Source organism: Thiocapsa rosea (genome assembly GCF_003634315.1).
GTDB classification, from domain to species: domain Bacteria; phylum Pseudomonadota; class Gammaproteobacteria; order Chromatiales; family Chromatiaceae; genus Thiocapsa; species Thiocapsa rosea.
Window position 1 is genome coordinate 2,960,292 of the sequence record NZ_RBXL01000001.1, and the last position, 19,286, is coordinate 2,979,577.

Genomic DNA, 19,286 nt, shown 5'->3' on the forward strand with positions numbered 1-19,286 from the left:
TGGCCAATCTTAGGCGGTCGCCGCGAGTTGCTCCAGCAGGCGATCGAGGCGCTTGGACGAAATTAGGACCATCTCCCCTTGGGCCATGAGTTGGCATCATTCTCCCCGGCCCAGATCGTGCGCCGTACCAAGGCCAGGCAATCGGAGAAGGTCGCATGGGACTTGAGATACCAGCCGGTGGAGCGCGGCAGCGTCTCCCAGCGCTCGCGCCACCGGTAGACCATGAGACAGACCAGCGAGAACAGCGCCATCAGCATCGGCGTGGTGCGTGCGATCGCCAGATCGTTCCACTGGCGCTGGGTCTCGACGCCCAGGTGGCGGCGGACTTCCTCGAAGGTGACCTCGATCGACCAGCGCTGGACGAACAGCTCCACTACGCGCGCCGGCGCCATGTTCAGGTCGGTGGTGAAGAAGGCTTGCGTCGGCAGCCGGCCCTCGGGATCGACCACGAGCACCCAGCGAATCGGCAACGGCGGCCATCCCGGGGTGTGCCACAGACACACCTCGCTGAGCAGGCGCAGCGCCTTGGGCCGTCCATACCATCGAACCGCGACCTCCTCGCCCCGGCTGCGCGCCTCCTCCTCGCGCGTGGCGAGCTTGGCCAGCACGCCGCCTTTCTTGGGCTTGGGACCGCGCCGCCCGGCGGGCACCGGCTCGGGAAAGGCGAACAGGCGTGCGTCCAGGTGCCGGCGCGTGATCAGGGTCACCTGCGCGGCCAGCACTTCCCAACCCAGCTGGATGCAGGAGTCGCTGCCGTCGCCCAGCAGGATCCAGCGGCGTTGCTTCAGCCAGCGCGACACCAGCCAGACCATCCCGATGGTGAGCTCCACGACCGTGCGATGGCGCCGCCCGGCCGCCTCGTCGGCCCGCTTCGATGGTGCCAAGCGGGTGAGAAAGGGCAGCGACCAAGGCCGCGTGCTCCACGGCACGGGCACCAACACCGCCATGCAGATCCACTCCAGCCCCAAGCAGGTCACCACCGTGCTGCGCGAGGAGCGCACCGCATCGCGATACATCCCCTTCGCCCGAATGCGCGCACCCTTGCGCCGCTCCAGCGTCTCGTCGACTGCCACCACGATCGGCACCTGCGCCGTCAACATCCCGAGCAACAGCCCCAGCAGAATCCGCGCCCCCTGCCGCGACGACCAGCGCGCCCGATTCAGCACCCGATGATAACGCTCGAAGCGCTGCTCCGCGCTCAGCCCCATCGCCCGCAGCGCCGCCGTCACCGTGCGCGGCCCCTGCGCGAGCAGCGTTCCCGCCAGCAAGACGTGCAGATGCGCCAGGGTCGGCGCGGTGAACAGGCAGGCAAAGGGCTGCAGAACAGATACACTCGAGGCTGGTAGAGGGAGCATCCGCGGGCAGGTCCGAGGTTTTGGTCGACAGCGGACGATACCGCCCGCGGCCCTCTGCCGCCAAATCAATCAGGTCCGTCCCTGTAGCTCGGGGCACCTTGCGGTCCTCTCGCCTGGGCTCGGAAATGGCCAAAGCCGCGTTTTGTAAAGCTGACATGGAACGTCTGCTGTTGTGGTGTTTTCCGGACGACAAAAAAGAACCGACCTGGTCGCGCACCCTGCTGTTGAGGTGCTCGCTGAATGGAGAGAAGAGCATGTCGCGTAACGCCGAACCTTCGGCTCATGGGGTACGCGTGATCCATACGGTTCCCTCCTTGCTTAGGAGTGCCGGCGGTCCTACGCGGACCGTCACAGCGCTGTGTAGTGAACTCGGCCGGCGTGGAGTGCATGTTGATCTCGTGACCGAGAACTGGATACCCCTAGGAGCCGACGTGAACCTGCTCCCGCCAAGCGAATGGGTGACGACTACGTTGGTCCAGGCACATTCCGCGCCCTTTATCAGGACCCTGCGTTCCAGGGTATACCGCACCGCGTTGCGGCAGCGCTGCGAGGCAGGACGACCCCAGGTTTTTCACAACCATGGGCTCTGGCTGCCAACCAATCATGCCGCCGCAGATGTCGCGAAGGAGCGGGGTCTGCCGCTTATCATCAGTACACGCGGAATGCTTGAGCCCTGGGCTCTGAGTCATCGTGCCTGGAAGAAACGCTTGGCTTGGTTTTTGTATCAACAACGTGATTTGCTTACAGCGCGCGTGCTGCACGCAACTGCACAGCAGGAGGCGGATAGTCTGCGTCGATTGGGGCTACGCCAACCGATTGCCTTGATCCCGAACGGTGTCGAACTTTTTGCTTCGACCGAAGAGGCTAAGCCAATTTCGTCGCCGCGGATTGCGCTTTTCGTTGGGCGTATCCATCCGGTCAAGGGTTTGATTCCGCTAGTCGATGCGTGGAGCCGGGTTCGACCTAGAGGTTGGCTGATGATCATCGCCGGACCAGACGAGGGCGGACATCGCGCGGCGGTTGAAGAGCGCATACAGGGCGCAGATTTGTCCGCCGCCTTCGAACTCGTGGGTCCAGTGGAGGGTGCCGAGAAGGCGGCACTTTACCGCAGTGCCGAGCTGTTCTTGCTGCCGAGTTTCACCGAGAATTTCGGCGTAGCGGCGGCGGAGGCATTGGCCGCCGGGGTTCCGGTCATTGCGACTAAGGGTACGCCTTGGGCCGGGTTGGTTCAGCATCGGTGCGGTTGGTGGGTTGACTTGGGTGTTGATTCTCTGGTCAGCGCTTTGGAAGAGGCGACGAGGACTCGCCGGGAGGTCCTCCACGAGATGGGCGAGCGCGGGCGCGCCTATGCTGAGGGTGAGTTCGGCTGGCCGGGTATCGCGCAGGAGATGTTGGCGGTGTATCGGTGGATGTTGGGGCAGGGCGATCGGCCCGAATGCGTGCAGTTGGACTCGGAATAGACTGGCCACTATGACCCTCAGGCGCTCTTTGAACGAGCTCGATATCGAAACATGTCGTGGCCGTCGGCCTTACAGTCGCAGCGAGTACCTCGGTCGCGTCCTCTGGACGTTAACAACCCCACTATTTCGGTTCAGCCCGCGGCCATTGTTTGGTTGGCGGCGCACACTGCTTCGGCTCTTCGGCGCAAAGGTGGCACGTGATGCCCATGTCTACCCAAGCGCACGTATTTACCTCCCCTGGAACCTTCGGCTTGGTGAGCATGCGAGCATCGGCGAGTGGGCGCTGATCTACAACCTCGGCCCGGTGACAATCGGCGATCGGGCAACCATCTCCCATCGCGCCCATCTGTGCGCCGGCACGCATGACTATCGCGACCCAAGCTTACCGCTGTTACGCCTGCCGATCGAGATCGGAGCCCAAGCCTGGGTATGCGCCGATTCCTTTATCGGCCCCGGCAGCCGAGTCGGCGAAGGTGCCATCGTCGGTGCGGCCGCAGTCGTCGTCCATGATGTCCCGCCCTGGCAAATTGTTGCAGGCAATCCGGCGCGGGTCGTGAAGAGACGCGAGATGCATCCACCGACAGGAGCAGGCAGGAATGAAGGGTAATGCACTTTGGGATAACGGGTGGGTCAAGGTCAGGTCGAAGCTATCGCTGGTTGAGTTGTTACGAGACACTGGGTCTTTAAACATCCCTTACGGCGTGCGAGTTGGAAGGTTTCCGACGTTGGTGAATTCGATGATTGCGATGGTGAGGAAGCCTTGATTCGAGATGACAGATTCGGTCGAAAAACTGCCAATAACCATCCTACTCGCAGCAAAGAACGAGTCGGTCAACCTGCCTCGTTGTCTTGCTGCGCTTGAGCCGGCACAACGTATCCTTGTGTTGGACTCGCACAGTACGGACGCTACCGCCGTAATCGCGCTGGATTATGGCGCCGAGGTGGTGCAATTCGACTACCACGGCGGATATCCAAAAAAGCGCCAATGGGCGCTGGATCACGTCACCATCGACACGCCTTGGGTCTTTTTCCTGGATGCCGATGAGGTGGTGCCCGATGCGCTGTGGACGGAGATCGCTGCCGTCATCCGCCAGCCAGACGCCTGCGACGCCTACCTCATCCGCAAGGGCTTTCACTTTTTCGGCCGACGCATGCGGTATGGCGGTTTCTCGCACATGGCTGTGCTGCTCCTTCGCACCGGCAAGGGGCGCTTCGAGCATCTCTTCGACGATGCGGCGGACAGTCTGGATATGGAAATCCACGAGCGTGTGGTGGTGAAGGGTCGGATCGGGGGTCTTAGGACACCTTTGATCCACGAAGACTTCAAGGGACTGGAGGCCTACATCACCCGCCATAACAAGTATTCGACATGGGAGGCGCGGGTACGCCATCACTATCTGACTACTGGCCGCTATGGCGAGGACACCATCGCGCCGCGATTGTTCGGCAATTCGCAGGAGCGGCGGCGCTTCATCAAGGCCGTGATCATCCGGCTGCCGTTCGAACATTGGATGTGGTTTATCTATCACTACGTCATTCGGCTGGGCTTTCTGGAGGGACGACCGGGGCTGATCGCCTGCCAGATTCGCGCGAGCTATATCGCGCAGGTGCGGGCGAAAATCTATGAATTGCGGGTGCTCTCTGGTAAGACCGAGAGTTCACGTCAGTAATGGAAGCGGTACCGAATTGAACTACGCACTGCGCAAACGCATCCTTCTGACCGGCGGCGGCTTGCTTGGCAGTCACACCTGTGCGACCGTCGGCTCGCCGAAGGACGCGACACCGGGACTAAGGACAACATCACCCATCTGCTTGATATCAAGGTTTCCGAGTTGAGGCGCTTTATGATGGATTCAGGGTGCGATGTGGTCACGGCCATCGAACGAGTTCTGGAGATTGAGTTGAAATTCCGGGGCACCTCACTGAGTCATGAGAGTAATTCTGACCATGGGTCCTAAGCGCATCTTTTTTTTGGTCGTAGTTGTTGTGATCCTGCTCGGGGCGGGGGAGTTGTTTGCCCGCTATGGGCTGGGCTTGGGTACGCCGCCCTTGACTCTGGCGCATCCCGAGATCGAGTATTTGTTCGCACCTAATCAGGACGTTCAGCGCTTCGGAAACCGCGTTTTGGTCAACGCATATGGTATGGTATGCGCAGCGCGAACTTCGCTGCTGAGAAGCCGGCTGGCGAGTTTCGAGTGATGGTCTTTGGCGACTCGGTCCTGAACGGGGGTAACCTGACCGATCACGGCAAGCTGGCGACGACCCTGGTTGCCGATCGGCTGGCGGCGGCGAAGGGCAGGCCGGTGGCAGTCGGCAACATTTCGGCAGGGAGCTGGGGGCCGGGTAACTGGTTGGCCTATGCGCGCGAGTTTGGGTTTTTCGACGCCGACGTTGTCCTTTTGTTGATCTCCAGTCACGACATTGGTGACAACCCGACCTTTGCACCCTTGGATCCAAACACCCACCCTCAAAAGCAGCCTTTGTCGGCGCTGGCAGAGGGGATTGGGCGCTATCTGCCGAGGTATCTGCCTGCCTGGGCTTCTGGGCCGACGAAGGTTGCCGTGGTAGACCCAATGGCACAACCGATTGTTACGAATGACGATCAGGCCGTCGCGCAAGGCGGTGAGGATTTGCGGACGTTTCTGGACCTTGCCCGGTCGCAGGTGCCGCGGGTCTTGGTGGTCCAATTTCCGGATCACACCGAGTTCGGGGCAGGTGGCCTCCAGCCCGGCTATGAGTTGGTCAAGTCTATCGCTCAGGAAAGCGGGGTCGAGGTTATTTCCGTTTTCCCGGAGATGAAGGCTGCGTTGGACAGGGGTGCGAATCCGTACCGGGACAATATCCATATCAATGATTTGGGTCAGGCGATCTTAGCGGATGCTTTTTTTGATGCGCTGGCGGGCCGGGAGGTCACTCGAAAGGTAGACAACTGATGAACTACGCACTGCGCAAACGCATCCTGGTGACCGGCGGTGCCGGCTTCCTCGGCAGTCACCTCTGCGACCGTCTGCTCGCCGAAGGCACGACGTCATCTGTCTGGACAACTTCTTCACCGGGACCAAGGACAACATCGCCTATCTGCTTGAGAATCGCTACTTCGAGTTGATGCGTCACGACGTCACCTTTCCGCTCTACGTCGAGGTCGACGAGATCTACAACCTCGCCTGCCCGGCATCCCCGATCCACGATCAGTTCGATCCGGTGCAAACCACCAAGATCAGCGTGCATGGCGCCATCAACATGCTCTGCCTGGCCAAGCGGGTGAAGGCCAAGATCTTTCAAACCTCTACCAGCGAGGTCTACGGCAACCCCGCCATTCACCCCCAACCCGAGCACGACTGGGGTCAGGTCAACCCCATCGGTCCGCGCCCCTGCTACGACGAGGGTAAGCGCTGCGCCGAGACGCTGTTCTTCGACGACCGCCGCCAAAACAATCTTAATCGGCTACCCCGGCGAGTTCACCATGATCGAGCTGGCCGAGGCCGTGCTGGAGCTGACCGGCTCGCGCTCGGCGCTGGTGCATGTGGCGTTGCCGCAGGATGACCCCAAGCAGCGGCAACCGGACATCGGCTTGGCTCGGGCGCGGCTCGGGTGGGAGCCGCGGGTGGCGTTGCGGAAATGACGCATACCGCACCGGGCGCGGTTTAGGATCCCGACGGATCACTCGATGCCTCGCTCGGTGCGCATGCGGGGCTGTATGGGCAGGTCGAGCGCGCATTGTTCGCCGACATCGCGCGCGGCGCCGATCCGGCCGCACTCAAGTCCGAGGACCTGATTCGCGATGGTCTGACGGCGCGGCAGTACAACACCATCGCGATGAACCTCAAGGGAAAGATCGACGCGATCAAGGCGCGCTGCGTCGGGCTGATCAGCGAAGCGCGAGCGCGGATCAAAAAAGCCAAGCAGGTCATCACCAAGCTCGACCTGGCGATCACCCGGGCGGATCACGACGCCGAGCGGCGGCGCTTGCGGGCCAAGCGTCACCGGAAGTGCCGCCGGCTGGCACGTCAGTCGGCACGGCTCGCGCGAATGCAGTCCGACCAGGATACCGACACCGTGCGGCTGTGCTTCGGCGGCCGCAAAGGCTTCCGCGCGCAGTTCGACCCCGATCGCCTCCTGCACGATACCGCTTGCGACCTACGGGCTGGATCGCGATCAGGCCGCGGCGCGCATCGGCATCGATGCGCTGCTTTGTCACGCGTGCGCGGACCGCAGCCTGCCACTCGGCGCGGCTCACGTCCTTGCCGGCAACGCGCAGCCGTGCTTGATCGACATCAGCCTGACTGAGCGCCGGAGCCTCGTCGTCCGAGGTAGCCTGCGTTTTGGAAGAAAAGGTCTGTTTCATCGCTGGTTGCCTTGCGCATGGAGATGACGCGGAGTCAAGCTCCCCCGGTCGCCGTCTTCATGAGGAAACGCGCATGGGCAGCTCGCGTCCCTGCGGTCGAACGGCTTCCCAGCCCAAGCAGGCCAGCCAGATGGAACGCGGGATGGGCTTTTCGCCATTGCGGTAGTCGATCAGCATGCGCCGCGAGATCCCCGATGCCTCGGCGGCTTGTTCGAGCGTCAGCCCGGTGTCGTGCAGCCAAGTCCAGATGCGCTCGTGGCCGATACCGCCAGCCTGTTCGACGGCAAGGTTGCGCAGAGTCGCCGCCCCGAGGTCGAGTTCGTCCTCGATCCAGTCGACGCGATGGCCGCAGAATGGCTTGACGCTCGGCCGCCCAAGGCAGGACTTAGCTCGCTCCTACGCTCTGCGTGGGAGTGTCGCCCCGACGCTCCGCGTCGCGAGGCCAGAGCAGGCGGCTCGGCGCATGGCGGGATCCGCGGTGTCGGTGGCAGGGACGCGGAGCGTCCCGAAGAGGCTCCCACGCAGAGCGTGGGAGCCAGTTGGGGGGGAGCGTGGGAGCCAGTTGGGGGGGAAGCGTGGGAGCCAGCGCGAGCTCGCTCCCACGCTCTGCGTGGGAGTGTCGCCCCGACGCTCCGCGTCGCGAGGCCGGAGCAGGCGGCTCGGCGCATGGCGGGATCCGCGGCGTTGGTGGCAGGGACGCGGAGCGTCCCGAAGAGGCTCCCACGCAGAGCGTGGGAGCCAGTTGGGGGGGAGCGTGGGAGCCAGTTGGGGGGGAGCGTGGGAGCCAGTTGGGGGGAAGCGTGGGAGCCAGTTGGGGGAAGCGTGGGAGCGAGTTGGGGGGAAGCGTGGGAGCCCAGCGCTAGCTCGCTCCCACGCTCTGCGTGGGAGTGTCGCCCCGACGCTCCGCGTCGCGAGGGCGGAGCAGGCGCCTCGGCGCATGGCGGGATCCGCGGTGTCGGTGGCAGGGACGCCGAGCGTCCCGAAGAGGCTCCCACGCAGAGCGTGGGAGCCAGTTGGGGGGGAGCGTGGGAGCCAGTTGGGGGGGAAGCGTGGGAGCCAGTTGGGGGGGAAGCGTGGGAGCCCAGCGCGAGCTCGCTCCCACGCTCTGCGTGGGAGTGTCGCCCCGACGCTCCGCGTCGCGAGGCCGGAGCAGGCGGCTCGGCGCATGGCGGGATCCGCGGCGTTGGTGGCAGGGACGCGGAGCGTCCCGAAGAGGCTCCCACGCAGAGCGTGGGAGCCAGTTGGGGGGGGAGCGTGGGAGCCAGTTGGGGGGAAGCGTGGGAGCCAGTTGGGGGGGAAGCGTGGGAGCCCAGCGCTAGCTCGCTCCTACGCTCTGCGCGCCGCCGAATGGGGCAGGCGAGGGCAGGGTGCACTATCCCCCGCGGGTGCTGGTGCGCATGCGCCTGGGCGGGGTGAGCAATCGCTCGCTGCGCACGATGGCGCGCAAGTCCTGGGAAGATTACCGGGCCTTGCGGGCGAATGGCGTCGGTGGGCTTGGCGCCTTGGCGTGGAAGAACCTCTCCAAGCTGCCGCAGTTTGTGCGGCGGTGAGGCGTTGGTCATTGCGGCCGGCACCGAGCGCGATAAGGCCAACTCATAGGTTTAAAATTTTGTTAGGATACGCCCTTATTTAAACCAAACCCAAGGAGGCGCCATGATTTCAGATCGCATCCGTCAAGCACGACTGGCGGCAGGTCTGACGCTGGGTGCTTTGGGCGAGAAGGTCGGTGTATCGCACACCGCAATCCAGAAGTACGAGAAGGGTCTGCTAACGCCATCCTCGTTTCAGCTGCTCAAGTTGGCGCGTGCATGCGGCATCCGCACCGAGTATTTTTTTCGCACGCACAGGGTCGAGCTGCTGCAGCCGGAGTTCCGCAAGCTCTCCTCCTTTGGCAAGAAGGCGCAGGAGGCGCTCAAGCTCAAGGTCGTGGAGTTGGTGGAAAAGCGTGTCGAGTTGCTCGGTGCCTTTCCTGAGTCGCCGCTGCTGGCGTTCTCTGCGCCCGAAGGGTTGCCCGAACGCATCGCGTCGCTCGATGAGATCGAGGCCTTCTCGGATCAGGTGCGCAATGCCTGGCAACTGGGCATGAATCCCATTACTGATCTGATCGGCACCCTCGAAGCGGTCGGCTTGCTGGTCATCGTGGTTGATGAAGAAAACCCCAAGTTCTCAGGATTGACCGCCAAGGCGCGTACCGACGACGGTCGCGTCTATCCCGTGGTGGCGGTGTCCCAGCGCTGGCCCGGAGATCGCCAGCGTTTCACCCTGGCCCACGAGCTTGGGCATCTACTGCTGGCCGACAGGCTGGTCGACGGCCTCGACGAGGAGAAGGCCTGTGACCGATTCGCCGGGGCTTTCCTGGCCCCGCGTGTCGCGGTGCTTCACCTGTTGGGGCAACAGCGTCAGGCGCTGGAATGGCAAGAGCTCTATGCGCTCAAGCACGAGTTCGGACTGTCGATGACTGGGTGGCTGCAACGGGCGAAGCAGTGTGGCGTGATCAGCGAAGCGGTTCATCTGTCGATGTTCAAGTGGTTTTCAGCCAAGGGCTGGCGCAAAAATGAGCCGGGCGACTGCTTACCACAGGAACATCCACAGATTTTCGATCAGTTAGTCTATCGAGCCTTGGCCGAGCAGTACATCTCCGAAGGCAAGGCCGCGGAGCTGTTGGGCATCCCGATGATGCGCTTCCACAAACAACGCCAGCTGGAGTCATCGGATGCGGTTGCTGATCAGTGATGCCAATGTCCTGATCGACATGGAGGCTGGGGCGTTGCTGGAAAGGCTGTTTCGGCTTCCAATGGAGTTTGGCATCCCGGATTTGCTGTATTACGAAGAGATTGAAGAGGGCAGCCCTGGGCTTGAGCAACTCGGCCTGCAGATCATGGAGGTCAGTGGTGACTTCGTGAAATACGCTGAACAGTTGCCTGGCCAGTACAATCATCAGCTGCCCGCCAAGAGGGGCGCCAAACCGAGTTACCACGACTACTTGGCGCTGGCACTGGCGAAACAGGAATCCTGCACGTTGCTTAACGGGTGATGCCAACCTGCGGATTGTGGCTACTCAGGAACCGCCACGATCCGGAAAGACGGCCTCGGTAGAATGACGTTCTCGAGAAGGGCGACGAAGTCCACGGCATCAACCGCCGCGCCTCGCGGTTCAACACCCGGGGAGAATCAACCTTCGTTCTAGCCAAATCACCCATTTAGGGGGCACCATGATCGTGGCGACTTCCGTCGAAGACCAGAGCCGTTTCGGAGAGTTGATCGATCGGGCGCAGCGGGAGCTTATCGAGATGACGCGCCGCGCGCCGCCGGTTGCCGACGTGGTTTCTGAACACGACCTCAGAGAGCTGGGCGACGTACGCAGGCGGAGAGAAGAAGCGGTGCGATGGTATTCAAGCGATCGGCGAGCCTGAGTGATTCCTGGTGTGGAAGCATGACCGAGGAGGCCTTTGATGAACGCGGTGTTACAACTTCCCGATGATATCGACCTTACACCGTCTGACCTCGCCCTGACCCTGGCTGCTCGGTTATACGAGCAGGGCCGTCTGTCGGCTGGTCAGGCTGCGCAGTTGGCGGGACTGTCAAAACGCGGGTTTGTTGAACTGCTTGGCAGTCAGCAAGTGGCTCTGTTCAATTACCCGGCGGAGGACTTGGCCCGGGATATCGAACGTGCCTGACACCATCTGTAACACGAGCCCCCTGATCGCGCTGGATAACATCGGGTTGTTGGGGCTGCTTGAAGGCGTTTACGGCCGTGTTCTCGTTGCCGAGGAGGTGCGCAACGAGTTTGGTTCCGGGCTTCCTGGCTGGATCGATGTGGTGCCTGTTCAAAACCGCAATCTTATCCGTGCCTTGCAACTTTCAATCGACCTCGGGGAATCAGCTACCCTGGCTCTGGCGATGGAACGCCAGGATGCACGCGTGATTTTGGATGATTTGAAGGGGCGCAAGGCCGCTCAGCGGCTCGGTGTGTCCTTTACGGGACTCCTCGGGGTGGCGATCAAGGGCAAACAGATGGGCGTGATCGAGTCGGTGGACAACGTGATGACCCGTCTGAAGCAAGAGGCTCCCACGCAGAGCGTGGGAGCCAGTTGGGGGGAACCTCAGGGAGCCCAGCGCTAGCTCGCTCCCACGCTCTGCGTGGGAGTGTCGCCCCGACGCTCCGCGTCGCGAGGCCAGAGCAGGCGCCTCGGCGCATGGCGGGATCCGCGTTGTCGGTGGCAGGGACGCGGAGCGTCCCGAAGCGGCTCCCACGCAGAGCGTGGGAGCCAGTTGGGGGGAAGCGTGGGAGCCCAGCGCGAGCTCGCTCCCACGCTCTGCGTGGGAGTGTCGCCCCGACGCTCCGCGTCGCGAGGCCAGAGCAGGCGCCTCGGCGCATGGCGGGATCCGCGGTGTCGGTGGCAGGGACGCGGAGCGTCCCGAAGAGGCTCCCACGCAGAGCGTGGGAGCCAGTTGGGGGGGAGCGTGGGAGCCAGTTGGGGGGGAAGCGTGGGAGCCCAGCGCTAGCTCGCTCCCACGCTCTGCGTGGGAGTGTCGCCCCGACGCTCCGCGTCGCGAGGCCGGAGCAGGCGGCTCGGCGCATGGCGGGATCCGCGGTGTCGGTGGCAGGGACGCCGAGCGTCCCGAAGAGGCTCCCACGCAGAGCGTGGGAGCCAGTTGGGGGGGAAGCGTGGGAGCCAGTTGGGGGAAGCGTGGGAGCGAGTTGGGGGGAAGCGTGGGAGCCCAGCGGTAGCTCGCTCCCACGCTCTGCGTGGGAGTGTCGCCGCGACGCTCCGCGTCGCGAGGCCGGAGCAGGCGGCTCGGCGCATGGCGGGATCCGCGGTGTCGGTGGCAGGGACGCGGAGCGTCCCGAAGAGGCTCCCACGCAGAGCGTGGGAGCCAAGTTGGGGGGAAGCGTGGGAGCCAGTTGGGGGGGAAGCGTGGGAGCGAGAACGTGTACGGGACGTGGGTCAAACCCCGTTCCGCATCGAATCAGCGATCAGTTCTGTTCTTGGTTAGAAGCCGCTCAATGGCTTGCAGGTAGGCCGCCATCTCCTCTCGCTTGCCGACCGAGAGTACCAGGACGACCAGCACATCATTTTCAACGGCGTAGATGAGCCGGTAGCCGATCTTGCGCAGTTTGATCTTGTAACAGTCGCGAAGCTCTGCGTGAAGTTCAGAACCCGGGACACGCGGCTGCTCCAGCCGTTTTTTGAGGGCCTTGCGCAGCAAGGTCTTGACACTTCCATCAAGCGTCCGCCATTCCTCGAGCGCCTCGGGTAAGAACTGAAGTCGGTAAGTCACAACGGCTTCAGATCTGGTCGATCTCGACATCAATGGCCGTGTGCCTGCGCGTCAAGCGCTCCCGGGCAATCTCCACCAAGTCGTGGTCGGCCAGTTCGTCGACGAGCAGCTGGAACAACTTGGGTGTCACCATGTAGAAGGCGGGGCGGTTGTGGCTGAGAACCGCCACGGGCTTATCGCCTGCCGTGCGCAGCACTTGAGCCGGATTCTTCTTGAACTCGGACATGCTGATGGTTTGGTCAGCGTAGATTGTGTCCATCGTTGGCTCCAGAATAAGCTACAAGATAGGCTCTCATTTTAGGTCTGATGAGATCTAGGCGCAACGAGAGAACCGCAGGAGCTTATGAGGCGATATTGCAGGCACCGGAACAACGGCACGCTAGAGGCCCTTGAAGACGAAGAGGCGCCCCGCCGCCGTGCCGATTCTAGATTGGCCCAGTTGCACTGGTAGCACTGGTTCCCAAGCTCTGCTTGGGAACGAGGGAAGGGAACGAGAGAAACGAGGGAGTACGCCGTTCAGCACTTATGGCGAGGGGTCGCAGACCCGGTGCTTCTGTTCGGTCGACGATCTGAGCGAGGGCTTCGTTCGTCTGATGAACAGCCTCGATGAGCTGGCCGGGCCGCTGAACCTCGGCAATCCGGTTGAGTTCACCATGATCGAGCTGGCCGAGAGAGCGTGGGAGCCAGTTGGGGGGAAGCGTGGGAGCCCAGCGCGAGCTCGCTCCCACGCTCTGCGTGGGAGTGTCGCCCCGACGCTCCGCGTCGCGAGGCCGGAGCAGTCACCTCGGCGCTTGGCGGGATCGGCGATGTCGGTGGCAGGGACGCGGAGCGTCCCGAAGCGGCTCCCACGCAGAGCGTGGGAGCCAGTTGGGGGGAAGCGTGGGAGCCAGTTGGGGGGGAAGCGCGCTCTGCGTGGGAGTGTCGCCCCGACGCTCCGCGTCGCGAGGCCGGAGCAGGCGGCTCGGCGCATGGCGGGATCCGCGGTGTCGGTGGCAGGGACGCGGAGCGTCCCGAAGAGGCTCCCACGCAGAGCGTGGGAGCCAGTTGGGGGGGAGCGTGGGAGTGTCGCCCCGACGCTCCGCGTCGCGAGGCCAGAGCAGGCGCCTCGGCGCATGGCGGGATCCGCGGTGTCGGTGGCAGGGACGCGGAGCGTCCCGAAGAGGCTCCCACGCAGAGCGTGGGAGCCAGTTGGGGGTGGAGCGTGGGAGCGAGTTGGGGGGGAAGCGTGGGAGCCCAGCGCTAGCTCGCTCCCACGCTCTGCGTGGGAGTGTCGCCGCGACGCTCCGCGTCGCGTGGCCGGAGCAGGCGGCTCGGCGCATGGCGGGATCCGCGGTGTCGGTGGCAGGGACGCGGAGCGTCCCGAAGCGGCTCCCACGCAGAGCGTGGGAGCCAGTTGGGGGGAAGCGTGGGAGCCAGTTGGGGGGGAAGCGTGGGAGCCCAGCGCTAGCTCGCTCCCACGCTCTGCGTGGGAGTGTCGCCGCGACGCTCCGCGTCGCGAGGCCGGAGCAGGCGCCTCAGCGCATGGCGGGATCCGCGGTGTCGGTGGCAGGGACGCGGAGCGTCCCGAAGCGGCTCCCACGCAGAGCGTGGGAGCCAGTTGGGGGGGAGCGTGGGAGCCAGTTGGGGGGGAGCGTGGGAGCCAGTTGGGGGGGAAGCGTGGGAGCCCAGCGCGAGCTCGCTCCCACGCTCTGCGTGGGAGTGTCGCCCCGACGCTCCGCGTCGCGAGGCCGGAGCAGGCGCCTCGGCGCATGGCGGGATCCGCGGTGTCGGTGGCAGGGACGCGGAGCGTCCCGAAGAGGCTCCCACGCAGAGCGTGGGAGCCAGTTGGGGGGGAGCGTGGGAGCCCAGCGCGAGCTCGCTCCCACGCTCTGCGTGGGAGTGTCGCCGCGACGCTCCGCGTCGCGAGGCCGGAGCAGGCGCCTCGGCGCATGGCGGGATCGGCGATGTCGGTGGCAGGGACGCGGAGCGTCCCGAAGCGGCTCCCACGCAGAGCGTGGGAGCCAGTTGGGGGGGAAGCGTGGGAGCGAGTTGGGGGGGAAGCGTGGGAGCCAGTTGGGGGGAAGCGGTACCTGGGAGATTTGGGTATCGACGTCGTCCGCTGCGACGAAACCACCGGGCACGATGCCGCTGACCTGGATCGATGGCTCGCGTCGTAATCGCCGACGCGGGGCCACTGATCGCCTTTGCCGGTATCAACGGGCTTTTTGTCCTGCGGACATTGTTTTCGCGGATCCGGATCACCGGTTCGGTACGCAACGAATGCTTGGTGGCCGAGGGAGTGGACGCGCAACGGATCGCAGCAGCGATCCGGGCTGGCTGGCTGGTCGTCGAGGCGCATGGAACGGAATCAGTTCCCCTGACCCCCAGCCTCGGGCTTGGTGAAAGCGATTCGATCCGACTGGCTCTGGAGGATCCCGAGAATGCATTGCTGATCATGGATGACCGGTTAGCGAGGCGCTATGCCTTACGCAAGGGGCTGAATATCGTCGGATCGGTTCGGCTGCTCGATATGGCGGAACGCAGAGGGCTGATCCCGAGCGCGGAAGGGTGCATTCGGCAGATGTCGGATTTCGGCTATCGAGTCTCCCTGCACCTGTTGGAGCAGATTCGATCCGGTTAGCTCGCTCCCACGCTCCGAGACTGTGCAAGTATTCGCCGTAGTCGTGTTAGCGCAGCGTAACCCGATATCACGGCGCCGCATGTCGGGTTACGGTGTGCGGCAGTGCCGTGGGTTGGGGTTCAGCCCGATCTCGGCGCGGCTCTAATCGTGAGCCACCGAGCGCAGTTCTTCACGGATGATCTGACGCAGGTCGGCTTCCAGGTGTCCGATCTCGATCACGCGGCGCAGCGTGGCGTTGATGGGTGTCTGATAGCCGCGCTCTCCCGCCAGCGATTTGAAGTGCTCGACTACTGCGTTTTCTAGCCCATGGCCTGTTTCGGGCCGGCGGCCGGCTGAGTCAGCCGCCGGCGTGAGGGCGTACGAGTGGTTCGACGGTCAGGCGCAGTCCCAACGCGGTGACGACCTTGCTGATTGTGGAAAATGCCGGGTTGCCTTCACCGGAGAGCGCTTTGTAGAGGCCCTCGCGGCTCATGCCGACCTCTTTCGCCAGTTGGCTCATGTTGCGCGCCCGGGCGATATCGCCCAACGCGGCGGCCAGTAGCGATGGGTCATTAACTTCCATGACGGCCTCCAGGTAAGCGGCAATATCGTCCTCTGTCTGAAGGTAGTCAGCGGTATCGTAGTGGCTAAAAGTCACCTTATGGTCGGTCATGGGTTCGCTCCTTCCATTGCGCGGCAATGGCCTTGGCTTGTTCGATGTCGTTTGACTGGGTGCTCTTGTCGCCGCCGCAAAGGAGCACGACGACAATAGGCCCTTTGGTGATGTAGTAGACGCGATACCCGGGGCCGTAGGGAATGCGCATCTCCGAGACGCCTTCGCCTACGGGCTTGACGTCTCCCGGATGACCCGGGCTCAGGCGCTTTATGCGGGCGGCAACTTTGGCACGAGCCCGTGTGTCACGCAGGTCCCGCAACCATCGATCGAAGACATCCGTTTTGATCAACTCGATCATTTGTCAACTGTAGTTGGCAACCCCCAAGATGTCAACTCTAGTTATCAGGTCATCGGATCAGCCGAGTTCACATCATCCTCAAGGGCGTAGACGAGCCGGTAACCGATCTTTAGCTCGCTCCCACGCTCCGCGTGGGAGTGTGGTGTGGACGCTCCGCGTCCGACGCCCGATGAAAGCGTCGGCGTCTCGATCGGGCCCGGTTTCCCCGCCTGCGGGATCGCGACGCGGAGCGTCGGGGCTACACTCCCACGCGGAGCGTGGGAGCGAGTTACAGATTTAGGTTTCAGGTGTTCTGGGGATTTCCGGAGAATCCTATCGCATACCTCGTCGCCTCGGTCGATGGTCCGCGACGCGTTGTGGTTCGGACTTCAGTCCGACGCGACGGTATCGCCGTCCCTCGGCGTCCTTGTTGGGCTGAAGTCGACCCACACTGCGGGCGTTGTCGGGCTGAGGCCCGACCCTCAGTGGGTATAGGGTTCTCGGGGAATCGCCTCAGGTGATTTCGGGGGAAGAATTTACCGTCGGGTAGGGGCGAATGAATTCGCCCCTACCCGGCTTGCAGTAGTAACGGTTCAGAAGCCACTTTGCCATTGCGGTTTGCGTATTCCGGCGAAAGTGGCCACCCGGTCCGAAGGAAAGTGGCCACTGGTTCTGATTCAATCCAGCCAGTCAGTCCGAAGGAAAGCGGCCGGTCCGAAGCGGCCCCGCGACACGGGATGGGTGTAGTTACGCGAGGGCGGGATCGTCTGTCAACCCGGTGGAGTGTTTGCGCATCGAGTCTCCGGTCAAATTGATCTTGTAGGCGCAGTGCACGAGGCGATCGAGGATGGCGTCGGCGAGGGTCGGATCGCCGAGGTAGTCATGCCAAAGGGCGACCGGGAGTTGGCTGGTGACCAGGGTGGCGCGCGTCTTGAAGCGGTCGTCGAGGATTTCGAGCAGATCGCGCCGCTGCTCGTCGTTCAAAGGGGCCAATCCCCAGTCATCCAGGACCAGCAGCTCAGTGCGCGCCAGTTCGGCGAGCAGCTTGGTGTAGCGGCCCTCGGCGCGGGCCATCGCCAGATCCTGCAGCAGCCGGGGCAGGCGCAGATAGCGCACGGTGAAGCCGTCGCGGCAGGCCTTGTGGGCCAGTGCGCACGCGATCCACGTTTTTCCGACGCCGGTCGGCCCGGTGAGGATGACGTTGAGGTGCTCGCCGATCCACTGACCGGTCGCCAGGCGGCTCATCAGGGCTTTGTCCAGGCCGCGGTGCGTGCGGTAGTCGAGATCTTCGATGGCGGCCGGCTCACGCAGCTTGGCCTGTTTCAGCCGGGTCTTGAGGCGTCGATTCTCGCGCGTGCTCAGCTCGCGATCGAGCAGCAGGCCGAGGCGCTCCTCGAAGCTCAGGGTTTGAATCTCCGGCATCTCGAGTTGTTCCTGCAGAGCCTTGAGCATGCCGTCGAGGCGCAGTTGCGCGAGGGTCTCCAGGGTGGGGTGAAGCAACATGGCGCTGGTCTCCGTAACGGGTGAGGACCCCGTCGTTCGACGGGGTCATGGTGACGGTTAGTGGTAGTAGTCGGCGCCGCGCAGATTGGCGTGATCCAGCGGCAAACTCTGCTGATCGGGGGTCGGCAAGGGCCGCTGATCAAGCCCTTTCTCCAGGATCGTGGCGAGGCTTTTGTAGCTGACGGTGCCGAGGGTGAGCGCGCGTGCACAGGCCGCCTCCAGGCGGGCCTCGCTGTAGGCCGTGCTCAGGCGCAGCACCCCGAAACAGGCATTGAAGGCCTGTTGTGGATGGCGCCGCGCGCCGAGCAGTTGCGTGGTGACGGCAGCGGTGGCCGGGCCGATGGTGTGCGCCCAGCGCTGCAGGCGTTCCGGGGTCCACTCCAGGGCGCGTTGATGGCGCTCCGGCATGTGGTCGGTCACCGTGGTATAGCCGCCCCGACGGGCGCTGCGGACATGGCTGGCGACCCGCTGGCCTTGGTGCATGACCTCCACTGTGGTGGTGGTCATGCGCACGTCGACCTGGCGCTTGACCAGGGCGTGCGGGACCGAATAGTGGTGCCCGTCGACCTCGATGTGAATGTTCGGCGCCACCCGTGCCTTGCGCCATTCGGCGTACTCGTAGGGAGTTGCCGGCAGCGCGCGCAGGGCCGGGCGATCGATCGCCTCGAATTGGCTCAGGCGCGAGCCGTCGAGCTTTTTGAAGGGACGGGTATTGAGCGCCTGCAGGTGGGTGGCAATGACCCCGTTGAGCTCGGCAAGGGAGAAGAACTCCTGATGGCGCAGGCGCGCCAGGATCCAACGTTCGACCAACAGCACGCCGCCCTCGGCCTTGGCCTTATCCCGAGGTTTGCGCACCCGTGCCGGGATCACCGCCAGCCCGTAATGGGCGGCGAAATCCTGGTAGGTCGGATTCAGATCCGGCTCGTAACGGTGGGCCTTGCTGACGGCGCTTTTCAGATTGTCGGGAACGATGATGTCCGGGCAACCGCCGAGAAAGTTCAGCGCGCGCACCTGCGCGCCGATCCAGTCGGGGAGCGTCTGCGTCCAGGTCGCCTCGGCATAGGTGTAGTTGGAGGCCCCGAGCACCGCCACGAAGATCTGCGCGGTGCGGATCTCCCCGCTGTCGGGGTCGATCACCGCCGCCGTCTGCCCGGCGTAGTCGACGAAGAGCTTCTCCCCGGCCCGATGGGTTTGGCGCATGACCACATCCACCCGACCCTTCCAGACGCTGTAGCGGGCGCAGAATTGGCTGTAGGAATAGCCCTCGGGATGGCGCTCGCGGTACTCCTGCCAGAGCAGGAACAGCGTGACGCCTTTGCGCCGCAGCTCCCGGTGAACGACATCGAAGTCGGGCTCGACCAGCCCGCGCTCGGCGGGGCGCCCGCCCGGCTTGAACAGCCGCCGCTCCAACTCGCCCGCACTCAGACCCTCGGGCAACGGCCAGGACAGCCCTGCCGCCTCGGCCCGATCCAAGTACTCCGACACCGTTGTTCGCCCGATACCGAGCGCACGGGCGATCTCCCGCACCGACCGCCCGGAACCCCATTTCAACCGCAACACCTCTTCGACTTTTCGCATGGATAACCTCTGTCTTGGCATCTGAGCACCTCCTGAAAAGAGGAGGCACCCTACGCAGGGTTATCCCGTGTGGCGAGACCCCGGCCGGGGTGGCCGGATCAACCGGAATCGGTGGCCGGATTCAGCCGGAATCGGTGGCCGGTTTGAACCAGAATGGGTGGCCGCTTTCAATCAGAATGGGTGGCCGGATTGGGCCGGAATACGCAATTG

General features: G+C 63.9%; 18 protein-coding genes and 1 pseudogene. 12 read left to right on the forward strand and 7 right to left on the reverse strand.

Annotation, left to right across the window (positions count from 1 at the left end):
• Positions 1-62 precede the first annotated feature (62 nt).
• Positions 63-1,355, reverse strand: coding sequence for an IS701 family transposase (locus BDD21_RS13170; RefSeq protein ID WP_120797548.1), 1,293 nt, complete (start codon positions 1,353-1,355; stop codon positions 63-65).
• Positions 1,356-1,510: 155 nt separating this feature from the next.
• On the opposite strand from BDD21_RS13170, the gene BDD21_RS13175 reads away from it, so the two are divergent.
• The 11 genes and pseudogenes from BDD21_RS13175 to BDD21_RS13240 all read left to right on the forward strand — a co-directional run bounded on the left by BDD21_RS13175 (position 1,511) and on the right by BDD21_RS13240 (position 11,282).
• The gene (locus BDD21_RS13175) at positions 1,511-2,815 is read left to right on the forward strand and encodes a glycosyltransferase (RefSeq protein WP_211335046.1); all 1,305 of its coding nucleotides are present in this window, start codon (positions 1,511-1,513) and stop codon (positions 2,813-2,815) included.
• 28 nt (positions 2,816-2,843) lie between these two features.
• Positions 2,844-3,422 (forward strand): LbetaH domain-containing protein, encoded by a 579-nt coding sequence (locus BDD21_RS13180; protein ID WP_281269158.1) that lies wholly within the window; start codon positions 2,844-2,846, stop codon positions 3,420-3,422.
• A gap of 163 nt (positions 3,423-3,585) precedes the next feature.
• On the forward strand, positions 3,586-4,485 hold the full coding sequence (locus BDD21_RS13185; RefSeq protein WP_120797551.1) for a glycosyltransferase family 2 protein: 900 nt from the start codon (positions 3,586-3,588) through the stop codon (positions 4,483-4,485).
• A 477-nt stretch (positions 4,486-4,962) separates the two neighbouring features.
• A complete protein-coding gene (locus BDD21_RS13195) occupies positions 4,963-5,748 on the forward strand; it encodes an SGNH/GDSL hydrolase family protein (protein ID WP_120797552.1) in 786 nt (261 codons plus the stop codon).
• Positions 5,748-6,437, forward strand: a pseudogene (locus BDD21_RS13200) (GDP-mannose 4,6-dehydratase). The gene BDD21_RS13195 and the pseudogene BDD21_RS13200 overlap by 1 nt, the downstream one beginning before the upstream one ends.
• A gap of 95 nt (positions 6,438-6,532) precedes the next feature.
• Positions 6,533-7,102 carry a hypothetical protein gene (locus tag BDD21_RS13205; RefSeq protein ID WP_120797553.1) on the forward strand — a complete coding sequence of 190 codons (570 nt, stop codon included), beginning with the start codon at positions 6,533-6,535 and terminating at the stop codon, positions 7,100-7,102.
• A gap of 1,425 nt (positions 7,103-8,527) precedes the next feature.
• Positions 8,528-8,710, forward strand: a complete 183-nt coding sequence (locus BDD21_RS13215; protein WP_245969583.1) for a hypothetical protein — start codon at positions 8,528-8,530, stop codon at positions 8,708-8,710.
• A gap of 103 nt (positions 8,711-8,813) precedes the next feature.
• Complete coding sequence (locus tag BDD21_RS13220; RefSeq protein WP_120797554.1) at positions 8,814-9,893, forward strand: helix-turn-helix domain-containing protein; 1,080 nt, start codon at positions 8,814-8,816, stop codon at positions 9,891-9,893.
• Positions 9,874-10,194, forward strand: a complete 321-nt coding sequence (locus BDD21_RS13225; protein WP_120797555.1) for a PIN domain-containing protein — start codon at positions 9,874-9,876, stop codon at positions 10,192-10,194. Before BDD21_RS13220 ends, BDD21_RS13225 begins: the two co-directional genes overlap by 20 nt.
• Before the next feature lie 418 nt (positions 10,195-10,612).
• The gene (locus BDD21_RS13235; RefSeq protein WP_120797556.1) at positions 10,613-10,837 is read left to right on the forward strand and encodes a UPF0175 family protein; all 225 of its coding nucleotides are present in this window, start codon (positions 10,613-10,615) and stop codon (positions 10,835-10,837) included.
• Positions 10,830-11,282: a PIN domain-containing protein gene (locus BDD21_RS13240; protein WP_120797557.1), complete on the forward strand. Its 453-nt coding sequence runs from the start codon at positions 10,830-10,832 to the stop codon at positions 11,280-11,282. Before BDD21_RS13235 ends, BDD21_RS13240 begins: the two co-directional genes overlap by 8 nt.
• Positions 11,283-12,131: 849 nt before the next feature.
• On the opposite strand, the gene BDD21_RS13245 is transcribed toward BDD21_RS13240, so the two are convergent.
• Entirely contained in the window at positions 12,132-12,443 is a 312-nt protein-coding gene (locus tag BDD21_RS13245; protein WP_245969585.1) for a type II toxin-antitoxin system RelE family toxin, read from the reverse strand.
• A 7-nt stretch (positions 12,444-12,450) separates the two neighbouring features.
• Positions 12,451-12,702, reverse strand: a complete 252-nt coding sequence (locus BDD21_RS13250) for a type II toxin-antitoxin system Phd/YefM family antitoxin (protein WP_120797559.1) — start codon at positions 12,700-12,702, stop codon at positions 12,451-12,453.
• 1,881 nt (positions 12,703-14,583) lie between these two features.
• On the opposite strand from BDD21_RS13250, the gene BDD21_RS13260 reads away from it, so the two are divergent.
• The gene (locus BDD21_RS13260) at positions 14,584-15,063 is read left to right on the forward strand and encodes a PIN domain-containing protein (RefSeq protein WP_120797560.1); all 480 of its coding nucleotides are present in this window, start codon (positions 14,584-14,586) and stop codon (positions 15,061-15,063) included.
• 337 nt (positions 15,064-15,400) lie between these two features.
• Here BDD21_RS13260 and BDD21_RS13270 read toward each other — a convergent pair whose 3' ends face one another.
• The 4 genes from BDD21_RS13270 to istA form a co-directional block, all read right to left on the reverse strand.
• On the reverse strand, positions 15,401-15,715 hold the full coding sequence (locus tag BDD21_RS13270) for an addiction module antidote protein (RefSeq protein ID WP_120797562.1): 315 nt from the start codon (positions 15,713-15,715) through the stop codon (positions 15,401-15,403).
• Positions 15,702-16,016 carry a type II toxin-antitoxin system RelE/ParE family toxin gene (locus BDD21_RS13275; RefSeq protein WP_120797563.1) on the reverse strand — a complete coding sequence of 105 codons (315 nt, stop codon included), beginning with the start codon at positions 16,014-16,016 and terminating at the stop codon, positions 15,702-15,704. The genes BDD21_RS13270 and BDD21_RS13275 overlap by 14 nt, the downstream gene beginning before the upstream one ends.
• 726 nt (positions 16,017-16,742) lie before the next feature.
• Entirely contained in the window at positions 16,743-17,498 is a 756-nt protein-coding gene (gene istB / locus BDD21_RS13280; protein ID WP_120795810.1) for an IS21-like element helper ATPase IstB, read from the reverse strand.
• Positions 17,499-17,555: 57 nt separating this feature from the next.
• A complete protein-coding gene (gene istA / locus BDD21_RS13285; protein ID WP_120795811.1) occupies positions 17,556-19,097 on the reverse strand; it encodes an IS21 family transposase in 1,542 nt (513 codons plus the stop codon).
• Between the last annotated feature and the right edge of the window lie 189 nt (positions 19,098-19,286).